The organism is Paenibacillus sp. FSL R7-0163 (assembly GCF_037969975.1).
GTDB classification, from domain to species: Bacteria; Bacillota; Bacilli; order Paenibacillales; family Paenibacillaceae; genus Paenibacillus_AQ; species Paenibacillus_AQ odorifer.
On sequence record NZ_CP150224.1, the window covers coordinates 1,890,669 to 1,904,503 of the forward strand.

The 13,835-nt window shown below is 42.2% G+C and carries 12 protein-coding genes; 10 read left to right on the top strand and 2 right to left on the bottom strand.

Annotated features, from left to right (window positions below; translation table 11 throughout):
• Nucleotides 1-4 precede the first annotated feature (4 nt).
• The 7 genes from NST45_RS08360 to NST45_RS08390 all read left to right on the top strand — a co-directional run bounded on the left by NST45_RS08360 (nucleotide 5) and on the right by NST45_RS08390 (nucleotide 7,534).
• The gene (locus NST45_RS08360; protein ID WP_036688719.1) at nucleotides 5-865 is read left to right on the top strand and encodes a carbohydrate ABC transporter permease; all 861 of its coding nucleotides are present in this window, start codon (nucleotides 5-7) and stop codon (nucleotides 863-865) included.
• A complete protein-coding gene (locus NST45_RS08365) occupies nucleotides 865-2,085 on the top strand; it encodes an anhydro-N-acetylmuramic acid kinase (protein ID WP_076141027.1) in 1,221 nt (406 codons plus the stop codon). Before NST45_RS08360 ends, NST45_RS08365 begins: the two co-directional genes overlap by 1 nt.
• A complete protein-coding gene (locus tag NST45_RS08370; protein ID WP_249267672.1) occupies nucleotides 2,086-3,057 on the top strand; it encodes a GNAT family N-acetyltransferase in 972 nt (323 codons plus the stop codon).
• A gap of 2 nt (nucleotides 3,058-3,059) precedes the next feature.
• The gene (locus NST45_RS08375) at nucleotides 3,060-3,767 is read left to right on the top strand and encodes a PIG-L family deacetylase (RefSeq protein ID WP_076141026.1); all 708 of its coding nucleotides are present in this window, start codon (nucleotides 3,060-3,062) and stop codon (nucleotides 3,765-3,767) included.
• A gap of 98 nt (nucleotides 3,768-3,865) precedes the next feature.
• Nucleotides 3,866-5,008, top strand: coding sequence for a DUF1343 domain-containing protein (locus NST45_RS08380; RefSeq protein WP_076141025.1), 1,143 nt, complete (start codon nucleotides 3,866-3,868; stop codon nucleotides 5,006-5,008).
• 17 nt (nucleotides 5,009-5,025) lie between these two features.
• Entirely contained in the window at nucleotides 5,026-6,588 is a 1,563-nt protein-coding gene (locus NST45_RS08385) for a glycoside hydrolase family 3 protein (protein ID WP_076141024.1), read from the top strand.
• A 28-nt stretch (nucleotides 6,589-6,616) separates the two neighbouring features.
• Nucleotides 6,617-7,534, top strand: a complete 918-nt coding sequence (locus tag NST45_RS08390; protein WP_076141023.1) for a BadF/BadG/BcrA/BcrD ATPase family protein — start codon at nucleotides 6,617-6,619, stop codon at nucleotides 7,532-7,534.
• 96 nt (nucleotides 7,535-7,630) lie between these two features.
• Here NST45_RS08390 and NST45_RS08395 read toward each other — a convergent pair whose 3' ends face one another.
• Nucleotides 7,631-8,839 (bottom strand): GNAT family N-acetyltransferase, encoded by a 1,209-nt coding sequence (locus NST45_RS08395; RefSeq protein ID WP_076100315.1) that lies wholly within the window; start codon nucleotides 8,837-8,839, stop codon nucleotides 7,631-7,633.
• 709 nt (nucleotides 8,840-9,548) lie between these two features.
• Between NST45_RS08395 and NST45_RS08400 the strand changes: the two genes are divergently transcribed.
• Together NST45_RS08400 and NST45_RS08405 are read left to right on the top strand one after the other, a co-directional pair.
• On the top strand, nucleotides 9,549-10,637 hold the full coding sequence (locus NST45_RS08400) for a DUF1648 domain-containing protein (protein WP_076141021.1): 1,089 nt from the start codon (nucleotides 9,549-9,551) through the stop codon (nucleotides 10,635-10,637).
• A 211-nt stretch (nucleotides 10,638-10,848) separates the two neighbouring features.
• Nucleotides 10,849-11,838 (top strand): aldo/keto reductase family protein, encoded by a 990-nt coding sequence (locus NST45_RS08405; protein WP_076141020.1) that lies wholly within the window; start codon nucleotides 10,849-10,851, stop codon nucleotides 11,836-11,838.
• Nucleotides 11,839-11,846: 8 nt separating this feature from the next.
• Here NST45_RS08405 and NST45_RS08410 read toward each other — a convergent pair whose 3' ends face one another.
• Nucleotides 11,847-12,746 (bottom strand): LysR family transcriptional regulator, encoded by a 900-nt coding sequence (locus NST45_RS08410; RefSeq protein WP_038572065.1) that lies wholly within the window; start codon nucleotides 12,744-12,746, stop codon nucleotides 11,847-11,849.
• Between the two features lie 177 nt (nucleotides 12,747-12,923).
• Here NST45_RS08410 and NST45_RS08415 point away from each other — a divergent pair, with 177 nt between their 5' ends.
• Nucleotides 12,924-13,757 carry a sugar phosphate isomerase/epimerase family protein gene (locus tag NST45_RS08415; RefSeq protein WP_076141019.1) on the top strand — a complete coding sequence of 278 codons (834 nt, stop codon included), beginning with the start codon at nucleotides 12,924-12,926 and terminating at the stop codon, nucleotides 13,755-13,757.
• Nucleotides 13,758-13,835 lie beyond the last annotated feature (78 nt).

Below are 13,835 nucleotides of genomic sequence, written 5' to 3' on the forward strand. Positions count from 1 at the left end.
TACTATGGGTTTGTACAACAATAGCTTAAGAAGCAAAGGGTATCTGTTTATACGTAATGGTGCAAACATTACGTTCCTTATCCTATTTGCCGCAGCTACCATATTCCCGATATACTTTATGGTCATCTCCTCGTTCGGTGATCCGGTAGAAGCTGGTGCAATGAGCTATTCTATCCTACCATCGAAGATTTCATTTGAATCTTATAAATTCTTCTTTAACTTCAGCCCACATACATGGGACTGGTTATTGAACTCCTTTATAGTGGCAGCGTGTATCACGGTATCTAACGTATTTTTTGCTACACTTGCTGGATATGCTTTTGCAAAAATGAAATTTAAAGGGAAAAACATTTTGTTCGCTATTTTGCTGGGATCTATGATGATTCCTGTTCAAGTCACTCAGGTTCCACTATATATTTTGATCGTAAACATTTTTGAATTACAAAATACGTACACAGCGTTGATTATGCCGAGCATAGTAACGGTATACAATATCTTCTTGGTTAAGCAGTTCATGTCCTCCATTCCAGGTGAAATTATTGAATCTGCTAAAATCGAAGGTTGTTCCCAGCCTAAAATCTTCTGGTATATCATTATGCCTCTATCTAAAACAATTATGGCAGTACTAGCAATCCTAACGTTCATGGCGGCATGGAATGACTTTTTCTGGCCGTTCCTAGTAACGAATACGATGGATATGCAAACCATTCAGGTCGGCTTGAAAAACTTTCGCTTTGCGAATACAACTTACTTTGCACCGATGATGGCGGGGGCAACCATTTCAGCAGTTCCAATGTTTATTTTGTTCTTCAGTTTACAAAAATACTTCCTTGAAGGGGTAACAGTTGGAGCGGTGAAAGGTTAATGGACAAACAATCAAAAGTTGATGCAACATACTTAGTTGGCTTGATGTCAGGTACATCAGTAGATGGTATTGATGCAGCAGTAGTTAAGCTTTTCCCATCAGCCGAAAAAGAGCATGGAGTAGAGATTGAATTACTGGCTTTTGAAAACACACCTTTTGAGGTGCAAGTTAGAAACTCCATATTTGAGCTTTTTGATCCCGCTAGCGCTACGATTGATAAGGTTGGCGCAATGAATATGTGGCTTGGCGAATTATACGCCCAAGCCACATTATCCGTTATAGGGAAATGCGGCCTTTCGCACTCGCAAATATTCGCAGTAGGATCACATGGTCAAACAATCTATCATGCTCCGGAAGAGAATGTTATGGGCGGCTATAATCTGCATTGTACTGTTCAGATTGGGGATGGTGCAGTTATCGCCAATCGCACAGGAATTCCTTGCGTATCAGACTTTCGAGTTGCTGACATGGCAATGGGTGGACAAGGAGCTCCGTTAGTACCATTTACCGAATACTTATTGTTTAACAATCCAGAGAAAACAATTCTGATGCAAAATATTGGCGGAATAGGCAATGTGACTGTTTTGCCTGTAAATGCCTCACCGGATGAGGTATTTGCTTTTGATACGGGTCCTGGAAATATGATTATCGATGGCCTTGTATCGCAATTATTTGCACCAATGACCATGGATGTTGATGGCGAAATTGGTGCGGGCGGTCAAGTGATTGATGAGCTATTGAAATGGATGCAGCAGGATAAATATTATACGATGCCGTTACCAAAATCGACAGGCAGAGAACGGTTTGGCCAACAATACGTGGCACAAATTATTGAAATGATGAAGGTTAATCACTGGAAAGCGGAAGATGTTGTTGCAACAGCTACGTACTTAACTGCCTGGAGCATCGTCGATAGCTATGAACGGTATATTGCACCGCAGCATCAGGCTGAGCAATTGTTAATTGGCGGCGGTGGAAGCTATAACAAGACGCTTTTGCGTGATTTACAACACTTATTTGCACCGCATAACGTGCAGGTGCTGACGCAGGAGGATATCGGTGGTAATAGTGATGCTAAGGAAGCAATTGCTTTTGCTCTGCTAGCGTATTACACGATGGAGCGCTTACCAAACAATATCCCGCTAGTAACTGGAGCTTCACAGCCAGTAGTAATGGGCAAAATTTCCTGGCCCTATATTGGACGTTCACAGGAGGCTTAAATGATGCAAATCAGAACCTTTTCAATTGAAGATCACTCTGCAGTTGTAGAGCTTTGGAATCGTGAGGCTACAAAATATGATTATAAGCCATTTACAGAGCGAGAGTTTCAAGATACATTCATCGACCATCCTTATTTTGACGCTGACTGTATATGGGTAGGCTGTGACGAAAAAGGGATTGTTGGTTTTGCAGCTGGCTGCTGCGGTGACGATCTCCCTCTTGGAGATGTGGCGGGTTATATTACGAGTGTTATTATAGATACCCATGTGGCTTCTCTGGAGTTTTACGATGCTTTTCTATTGCGTTTAGAAAAAAGATTCCAAGAACTTGGGAAAAGACAAGCGGATGTATTGTTTTTCAACCCTGTTAAGCTGAAGTGGAGTATACCAAGTGCACCTCAGCATGAGCATAATAATGCCCCGGGCATCAGTAAGGACCAGCCATTATATGAAGCTTTAATTGCTAGAGGCTACGAAGATCGAGCGAGGCAATGCGGCATGTATTTAAGACTCGGAAGCTTTATAGTTCCCGAAGATATTTTAGATAAGGAAACCAATGCAAATAGCAAGGACTATTACATTACTTCCTATGTCCCTGATTTACATACAGGGCTTGAAGCAACGCTTGCTGCCCTGCAAAATCCGCAGTGGAAGAAGGATGTTGTTACTTATGTGAAGGTTGGCGCACCACTTGTAGTAGCTGTGTACGGCAACGAGGTTGTGGGCTTTGCGGGTCCAATTATTTCGCAGCCTGATGGAAGAGCATTTTTTTGCGGTATCGGAGTGCACCCAGAGCATGAGGGTCATGGCCTTGGCAGTGTATTATTTTTCAGAATGGTTGAAGCTTTTCAAAATGTGGGCTGTCAATATATCTCTCTATTCACTGGAAATAATAATCCGGCTCTTCGAATCTATCAAAAAGCGGGCTTTACTATTGAAAAACAATTTTCTATATTGCGGAGGGAACTTTAAAGATGAGCGAAAAATTCACAGTATTAGCAATTGGAGCGCATGTTGGTGATGTGGAGCTAGCTTCTGGTGGTGTGCTCGCTAGTCATAGTTTAAAGGGAGATCGCATTGTGACACTAGCGTTAACTGCGGGTGAACGAGGGGTCCCGGCAGGACAGGATATGAAGGAATATCGTCAGCAAAAAGTGAAAGAGGCACAGGTTTTTGCGGATATGCTAGGCGGTGAAGCCATTGTATTCGATGATTATTGTGACGGAGAGTTGGCTGACAATCAAGAAATTCGTATGGAGGTTTGTGATGTAATTCGTCGCGTGAAGCCTAATATTATTATTACACACTGGAAAAACAGTATGCATAAGGATCACGCGCTAACGCATCATATCGTAAATGATGCCCGTTTCTTCGCAAGTCTATCATCCTTTGAACGAGCGCTCCCCGCGCACTTTGCAGCAAGATTATATTACTCCGAAAACTGGGAGGATGCGGTTGATTATGTCCCTTACGTATATGTGGATTTCGATCAAGCGGCATTTGATCTATGGATAGATGCATTAAGCAAGCATTGGTTTGTGACGAATAGCAAATCTTTCAAATACATGGATTATTATAAAGCACTAGCAGTTGTTCGCGGCTGTGAAGCAAGAAAGACATATGCAGAAGCATTTATGGTGCCTGCTGAAACGGTGAAGGTTAGGCAGTCTAGTCTTTGGTAACTATTAAACTAGCTAAGAGGGAGTGTTTCTATGTATAGCAGGAAACATTCCCTTGTTCTATCCATTTATGCGAAAAAGCAGCTAGGAGGCAGCTTCATATGGTGTTAAATGGGATTGATTCTATAACGAATTATCGTTATTTGTTCGAAGGTAAGCGCGTAGGATTGATTACAGCGCCGACAGGTCTTACGAAGGATTTTGCATCAACGATTACTATATTACATGAAAATTTTAATCTTGCTGCGATGTTTTCACCTGAGCATGGCGTTCGCGGAGATTTGGATGCAGGGGCAGTAGTAGACACTTACATGGATCCTTTTACGAATGTTCCAGTCTATAGCTTGTACCGTAAAGACTCCAAGCGTTTAACAAAAGAAATGCTGAATGAAGTAGACATCATTGTATACGATATTCAAGATGTTGGTGTACGCTATTACACATTTATTTATACGATGCTTTATGCACTTGAAGATTGTGCAAATGCAGGTGTAGAATTTGTTGTTCTTGATCGTGTTAATCCGCTTAACGGGGTAACGGTAGAAGGGAATGTCTTGAAGCCCGGCTTCAAATCATTTGTTGGAAATTACGAGCTAGCCGTGCGATACGGCTTAACAGCAGGTGAGGTAGCAACGATGGCAAATGATCAAATGAATTGGAATGCATCGCTGCATGTCGTTCGTTTGGAAGGCTGGGAACGGAGCATGTCCTTCCCGGATACAGGATTAACTTGGGTTCATCCTTCACTTGGAATGCCACGATATGAAACAGCGTTATTATATACAGGAACATGTTTATTTGAAGGCACGAACTGCTCGGAAGGACGAGGCACAACGTTCCCGTTTGAAATGATTGGTGCTCCGTTCATTCAAGCGCAGCAATTGGCAGATGAGATGAATGCAAAAGGTATCCCGGGTGTGCTTTTTCGTCCAGTTCATTTCAAGCCAACGTCATCTAAACATTGTGGCGAGCTATGCGGCGGGGTACAAATTTACATTACAGATCTCCAAGTGCTGAGGCCTTTAGAAGTTGGGGTAACCTTATTATTTACGATAAGAGATTTGTACGAGCAATTTTCATTCCTGCCTCCTGTGAAGGAGGGCTCTCGTCCATTTATCGATTTGCTGGGGGGAGACAACATGTATCGTACGGAAAATATGCAAGCCAAGCAGCTGCTTGAACAGTTTGCAGCGGAAAGCAAGCAATTTGCAGAAATAACACAGCAGTATCATTTGTATCGCTAGAGGAAGGTGAATAATTGATGAGAACAATAGAACATATGAGCTTGCGCGAAAAGATTGGACAAATGTTCGTAACAGGCTTCCCTTCAACCGAGATCACTCCTGAGCTGAAGGAAGTTATTGAGCATTATAAAGTCGGCAATATTATTTTATTCTCACATAATATCGACAATAAATATCAATTAGGCGAGCTTGTTACTGAGCTGCAGCAATGGTACACGACACATACTGGTATCCCGGGTTTTATTACGATCGACCAAGAAGGAGGTCGAGTCACTCGTATGCCTAAAGACGCGACCAATGTTGCTGGAGCCATGGCAATTGCTTCTTCAGGAAGACCTGAAAATGCGTATGCAGCAGGCAGAATGACTGCCAGAGAATTGAAAGCATTAGGTATTAATTTTAATCTAGCTCCAGTTATGGACGTTAACAATAATGCATTGAATCCAGTCATAAATGTTCGTTCATATGGTGATTCTGTTGCAACAGTATCCCAGTATGGAATTCAAATGATGAAGGGATTGCTCGATGGAGGCGTCATGTCCTCACTTAAGCATTTTCCAGGTCATGGTGATACAAATGTCGATTCACATATTGGCTTGCCTACCATTGAAAAAACACTTGAGGAATTAGAGCAGCTTGAGCTGCTGCCGTTTAAGGCCGCAATTGAGCAAGGCGCTCAAGCGATTATGAGTGCACATATTTTATTTCCGAAAATTGAAAAATCCGGTGTGCCCGGAACTATGTCTCATACCATTATTACAGAGATATTAAAAGGAAAATTAGGATATAAAGGGTTAGTTGTATCGGATTGTTTAGAAATGGACGCGATCAAACGATACTATGGTACGGCAAAAGGAGCGTTAGGAGCTGTTAAAGCAGGTATTGATTTGGTATTCATTAGTCATACTCCTGAGACAGTGAAGGAAGCGATTCATTTGATCGAAGAAGCTGTAGCCACCGGTGATTTGGATGAAGCGCTGATTGATGCAGCTGTTACAAAAATTTTAGCTTATAAAGCACAATATGCGACGATTGAGGAGCTAGATTATGAACTAGTTGGCTGCGATGTACATCGCCGAGCAAATGAGCTAATGCGTACGGAAACGATCTGCCTCATTAAAGGTGAGCTCCAGCCCATTCATACCGGTGACGAGCAAGTGTTATTTATGGGTTCCTATTCATACCGCACCGATCTTGCGTCCAGCAGCTTGAATCAAGCTCTTAGCTTTCCGCAATATATGGGGGAGCATTTTAATACAGCTTATGAGATTATCGACATTGACCCGAGCGAGGAGCAAAACAACGCTGCGCTGCCAAAGGTACAAGGCTACAAGCATATTGTTATCGGCTTGTTCAATGCGCGTGAAAACAAAGGTCAGCTTGCGCTTGTTCAGAAGCTGCTGGCAGCAGGCTGCAAAGTAACGGCCATTACATTAGGTCGCCCGTATGATTTACCGTTAATCGAAGGCGAGTTCTGCGGAATTGCGGCATTTGAGTATACACTTGATGCATTCAAATCACTCCTTCCAATCCTAAATGGTGAGGTTGTACCCACCGCCAAGATTACGATACAGATGTAGATAAAAAGTACAACAAGGGGACATAGGTATGGCATTTATCGTTGGAATTGATGGGGGTGGCACGAAAACAGCTGTCACCATTACGCATGACCAGGAAGACTCTTTATTCACCTTTACTGTAGGGCCTATTAATTATAACGGTGGTGATGCTGATGCTATTGCCGCCTCCTTTGAGGAAATTTTTAGTCAAACGAAGCTCTACTGCGGTAATTTACAAGAAGTTGCTCATATATGTATAGGTGCGGCAGGAATAAGTAATCCGCTGGTCATCAATTTTTTGGAGCAGCATGTGAGAAATAACGGTTATATCGGGCCATTAACGATTACAGGCGATCAAGAAACCGCATTATACGGGGCACAAAATGCGATGCAAGGCATCATTCTCATTGCCGGTACAGGATCGATTTGCTTTGGGGTCAATGAAAAAGGAGAGCAGCATCGCACAGGAGGTTTTGGTCATCTGATTGATGACGAGGGAAGCGGTTATAGTATTGGGCGCGATCTATTATCCGGATTAGTTCAAGTGGAGGACGGAAGAATAACCGATACGGTCATCCCAGCGATGGTATATGAGCAGCTTGGATTAAGCACTGTGAAAGAGATTATTGGCTTTGTTTATGATAAAAATACGACGAAAAAAGATATTGCGCAGCTCGCACCGATTATGACGACCGCATGCGAGAAGGGCGATGCACATGCAATAGCGTTAGCGGAGAAATGTGCAGCCAATCTATATGAGCTTGTTGTGCCTGTTATTGAACGGCTTAAGCTATATGAAAGTCCGATTGCGATTGCAGGAAGTGTGCTGCAAAAGTCTCGCTTTGTGAAAGAAGCCTTGGAGCGAAAGCTCGCACAGAGCTACCCGCAAACAAAGTTGATTTTGCCGATTAAGGATGCAGCCTACGGTGCTGTCCTGTTAGGAAGATCAAAAAAGAACAACGACTAGTTTTTGTCGCTATGGAAAAATAAGGGTGTGTCATAAGTCCGAGCAGTTGGACTTGCGACACACCCTTATTTTAAAATGGTAGGAATCAAAAATGGCTTAAAATTTATCAGTCAAATAAAACACGGCTTGTTGTTTCGGAAATAGAGCTTGAAGGATGTTAGCGTGCTCAGTACTGTCCTTTGCTGCGCCTGCTTCATTATAGCCGAACATGATATAAGTCATTAGCTCGCGTTCATCTACTTCTATTGAAGTATAGGGATTGGTATGATTACTAGCATCGGAAACAGAAAGCTGCTTTTGCTTATAATCCAAGTAGATACAGTCCTCATTACTGCGAAGTGCAATATGCAGCTCCTGGTCTGCAATTATGTTGCTACGGTTTAGGCGATCTTCTAATTCAGGCTGAAGCTTATGGAAAGTTGAACTGAGATTGATCATTTTCCACATCGCCATATTGATTTGAATTGAATTAGCTTGATGCTGTTGGTAATAGGAATATAGCTTATGGTCCTCTGGGAGCATCGCTAATATTTGCTTTGCATTTTGACGCAGCTGACATAAGGCATGAAACAAAGCTTCAACGCCGTTTTCGGCTTCGTTCAAATACAATAATTCATTAATAAATACTTGTTCAGTATCTTTCTTTTCAATGATGCCATAAGCGACGATTTTTCCATTTCTGCGAAGGAGCAAGCAGTCAACTTTCTTCCATTCCGGCCAGGTCAATAAATCATTCCAATACGTTCTACTTCGGATCACGGTGTAGGTACGATTCTTATTGAATTGTTCATAGATGAAACGGATATCATCGAGATAACAGGCTTCAAAAGGAATGATTTCATCACTGTTTTGCTGCTGCTCCAAACTTGCTGGTTTTTCAATTGCGAAAGCAGTCTCCGGAATAAGTCTCCAGCCAGCCTTTTCATAAAACGCATGCTTGCTAGCCAAAAGCAAGCTTATATCATAATCGGTTTCTTTCATATAGTTGGTCTGCGCATGAAGAATTTTGTGTGCAAGCCCCAGCCCGCGGTAATTTAGATCTGTTCCGACACTCCCCATTGCACCTGTTTTCAAGATCGCTTGACCGACTCTAATATGAAACGGGAAAATTTGTACATTGGATGCAATCTTACCGTCTACCATCGCAAACCATGTTGTATCTGGATCATATGTGGTGTCGAGGTCTAATCTTTCTTGGAAAAAAGCTCGGCCTACGGAAAAGCATTCATCTAAAATATCGTAAATCTTTTCAAGCTGCTCTCTAGTTGGATGGTTCATTACGATGATGTTTGGTGTCGTCGTCATCTTTCATTTCCTCCTGCGCCGTAATGTTGGGATAAATTTAATAAATGAAAAAAAACGGTTTTTTTTGAAATTTAATTTCTTAACTTATAGTTTAATGTTGAAAAAAAAATTCGTCAATAATGGAACGTGTGGAATCATAGATAAACCGTTCAAGAAATTTTTGCGAAAAATCGGAAATATTTTCATACCATTGATTCCTGCATTTGTTGGAGCGGGTTTAATTGCGGGGAAGTATGATTTCGCAAATTGAGCTAGACTTAAATGAATTGCCAGAATCAGAGAAAAAGTAGCGGAGTACATTCTTGCAAATGCTAAAGAAGTGCTGCATATGACCATACATGAGTTAATGGAACAAACCTGAGCAAGTACTATATTAAGCATGGACGGACTTATTTATACTCTGACGCAGTAATCCGCACCATTGCAGATACGAGGCGAGTCCTTTACCTACACAGAATTTCAAACAGATGTACTTGCCATAATTCAGTTGTCAGATGAGTAGCTCTGCGTAGCAAAAAAACTGGATAAATTGTTAATTTTACCCCTATATTCACTAAAATCGATTATAATAAAATTTATGTTCAAGCCGATTACCTATCCTAAGTTAATAGGATAATCATACGCAAAAAGGCATAGTGATGAATCGCCTATGCTATAAGGGTTATAGAGTTTTCAAATACACACTTATGTATAAGAGGAGGCGAATGATATGACGATAATGCCTGTTATAGTAATGATCTTAGTATTTGTACCTGCCATTGTACTCATGGTAAGCATGCCTTATTTAACAAGAGAGACGATTAGTTTTGGGGTCACCGTCAGCCCTGTACAATTCCATAGTGAGCCTCTGCGCCAGATGCGGAAGTCATATGCTAGGATTAGTGCTACCTTACATACCATCCTATTCATTATTTGTATCCTCTGTCTAATATACGGTGATGAACATTCCAAGCAACCAAGTTGGATCATTGTCACTTATTCACTCGCCATGGTCGTAATCTCCCTAGTCATAAACATTAGCTATTATTTCAAAATGAAAAGTTTACTACCTATGCTGCCTATTGCTCTGGAACCATCGATCATGGCAGTGGACACTGGATTTCGGAAAAGAAACATTGGCTTGTCTAATAAATGGTTCCTCATTCATGTTTTAATTATTGTTGTTACTATTGTAAATGTGCTACGCAACTACGATCTGATTCCTGATCAGATTCCGATCCATTACAACAGCAGTTGGAACGTAGACGGCTATGCAGCTAAATCTTATAGTTCTGTGTTTATGCCTACGATCATGCAAGTGTTCATAACACTTTTGTTCATATTTGAGAATTGGAGTATTCGCAGAGTGAAGCAGCAGGTTCAACCCAATGATCCTAACCGTTCCATCAGACAAGACGCAACTTACCGCCGTACTTGGTCATATTTTATGCTTACAGCAAGCTTCTTAATAGTTATCCTGTTTTCCGTCGTGCAACTAAATATGATATCTCAGCTTAACATGAATTTCGCTATCCCTATTATCCTAATCATAATAGCCCTTATCATCCTATACGCCTTGGCCTTAACGTTCTGGGCTGGTCAGGGTGAAAGCCGCTTGGAGCGATCTGCCGATAGCTCCAATGTCAGACCTGTCCATGATGATGAAAAATGGCTATTAGGTATGGTTTATTTCAATCGCAAAGATCCAAACCTAATCGTCAAGAAAAGGCTCGGAGTCGGCTGGGGATTAAATTTCGGTCACCCAGTAAGCTGGCTGTTTTGGCTCGGAATTATTGTACTGTTAGTTGTGGTGCGGTAACAAAGCTTGGAGGTTAATACTCACCGGAGTATAGGCGAAGTTAGAGTTTCGAAACAGAATATTTACCGAAAAAAACGCCTAAAGGGCGTTTTTTTATTATCTTTAAGTGTCTCAGTAATATCTATTTTGAATTAAACTGCATATTAAAGAGTATTTCTCGTATTAATATCTCTTTGTTACAATCAGATTGTTATCTAAAGGAGGGTATAAAATGAACTATCGCAAATTAGGAACTAGTGGCTTACATCTAAGTGAGATTGCTTATGGTAATTGGATTACACATGGTGCTCAAGTGGACAATGATACTGCCCATGCTTGTGTTCGCGCTGCATTGGATGTAGGGATCACAACATTTGATACTGCAGATGTATATTCCGATACGAAAGCTGAGATGGTGCTGGGCCAAGCATTAAAAGGAGTGCACAGAGCTGATATCGAATTGTGTACCAAGGTGTGCCATCCCACAGGGACGGGACGTAACGCAAGAGGTCTGTCTCGCAAGCATATTATGGAGGCGTGCCATGCTTCACTGAACAGATTACAGACCGATTATATTGATATCTATTATGCGCATCGCTTTGACGCAACAGTATCCCTTGAAGAGACCTTTTTGGCTTTTTCGGATCTGGTGCGTCAAGGTAAGGTTCTCTATGTCGGGATAAGTGAGTGGACGGCGGATCAGATAGCAGAAGGTGCTAGTTTGGCGAGGGAATTGAAGGTGCCATTGGTGGCTAGTCAACCTCAATATTCGATGTTATGGCGCGTGATGGAGACGGAGGTAGTTCAAGCTTGTGAGCGGGAAGGGATTGGACAGGTGGTCTGGTCACCGCTTGCTCAAGGGATTCTTTCAGGTAAATATATGCCAGGGCAACCATTGCCAGAGGGTTCTCGTGCTTCAACCGCTGCGGGCTCACCATTTATGAATAAATTGGCGGGTCAGTGGCTTCGGACTGAGGTGCTTGAGGCGGTCTCGAATCTCTCTTCCATCGCCAGTGAAGTTGGGTTGACGCTTCCGCAGTTGGCTATAGCATGGGTGTTGCAAAATACACAAGTCTCCTCTGCAATTATTGGGGCATCCAAGCCTGAGCAGGTTATAGAAAATGCCAAAGCTGCGGGAGTTCGTCTGGATAGGGAAGTGATGTTGGAAATCGATAGGGTGCTAGAAGGACTCGTTGAACGTGATCCTAGAAAAACGGGCTGAATATTATATTATTCACCATTAATAGCTTCTGAACTCATTTGTCCTATGATCTCTAGTAACGCGGATAAGGAGGCACGATCGCAATCGGTTCTCCAAGCGGCATAAAGGGGAATCGATGGTGTGCTTTCTTCAAAGGGACGAAATGCGACACCTTCACGCTGAAAAATAGCAACTGAAGAGGGCACAATGGAAACTCCAAGATTAGCAGCTACCAAATTTACAATGGTGTACATCTGAATGGCTTCCTGTACAACATTCGGATACATGTCGTGTTGGGCGCAGAAGCTCATAATGAGGTCATGAAAAGGAGCTCCTAAATGACGCGGGAACGATATAAACGGCTCTAAAGCTAAAGAGCGAATGGATAACACCGGTAATTGAGATAGGTGATGCTGCTCTGGCAAAACGGCAATAAGCGATTCATTGACTAAGGGACGATGGTCGATATGTTTGCCCGACTCTGTATAACGTACAAATCCAATGTGAATCGTTCCTTCATGTAAAGCCTGCCATTGCTGAGCAGACGTCATCTCATGTAATCTGAGTTGTACTTGTGGATAACGTTCCCGAAACATTTTTAACATATTAACCAATACTCCACCAGCTGCAGAATCTATAAATCCAATGTTCAAATGTCCGATAATTCCTTGATCGACTAATTGTGTTGTTTTAATAGAGCGTTCCAGTTGAGATAAAATGGATTTAGCCTCTTCTAGAAATACCGCCCCCGCTGGCGTGAGACGAACTTGTCTTTTGTTCCGTTCTAATAGTTTCACACCAATCTCATTCTCCAGAGCTTGAATTTGCTGGCTTAAGGGAGGCTGTGTCATATTTAGCTTCTCTGCTGCACGGTTAAAATGCAGTTCCTCTGCTACTGCGATAAAGTATTGCAATTTTTTTATGTCCATACTTTTCATTCTCCCTTGAAATGCTTCTTCAAGCAAGTATAAGGATCTTTGAAGAAAAATGAAAGGAATGACATGTCCTTTGAGGTGTTTTATTCGAGTGCCAAATGCGCTAGACTTGGAATGGGTACCCAGAACAATGATGTACTGTTTGATTGGTCATAAAGGGGGAGATCTACGATGATAAGAGGATTAACAACAGCAGGTTTGGGTGAGATTAGTTCCAATGAAGAATACATCAGACTTGCGAGCCAATTCGGGTTTCGGTCCATAGACGTCAATCCATTAGAGTTGGTACAGCAATATGGCAAGGATGGGGCAGTTCAATTGTTGGAAAGTCATGGCGTCATGCTAGGATCTTTTGGTTTAGAGGTAGATTGGCGCACGACAGAGGATAGCTTTAGGGAGAGTCTGAAATCGCTTACCCAGATGGCTGAGGCCGCTGCTGACTTAAAGTGCACCACATGCTGCACATATATTTTACCTTCGACTGATCTTCCGGTCGCACCGTTTATGATTGCAGCCACTAGACGTTTAAGACTATGTGCAGAAATATTAGGCGCTTATGGTATTTCGCTAGCCTTAGAGTTCGTTGGCCCTCATCACTTACGTAAACAATGGGCAAATCCGCTGATCTGGACGATGCATGATACGTTGAACTGGATAGACACCATTCAAGTGAGAAATATCGGCTTGTTGCTGGATTCCTATCATTGGCATACAAATGGATTAACAAGTGAGGATCTGCTGAAATTACAACCGCATCAAATCGCGTATGTCCATATCAATGATGCTAAACCTCTGCCCATAGAAGAATTGCTTGATTTTGATCGATTGTATCCAGGGGAAGGGGCTATTGATCTTACAGGCTTCCTGGGAAGCCTTACAAAGATCGGGTATACCGGCGTTATCGCCCAAGAAGTGCTGGCACCAGCCTCCGCACACAGTTCATCTGAATTATTTTCCCGTTCCAAAGCAGGTTTCGATAAAGTATTCTCATTGCTAGAAATCTAAACACATCGAACTCTACATTAGAAGAAGCGTTAAGGAAGGAATCAACTATCTGCTCTATGGGATAGTTGATTTTTTTCC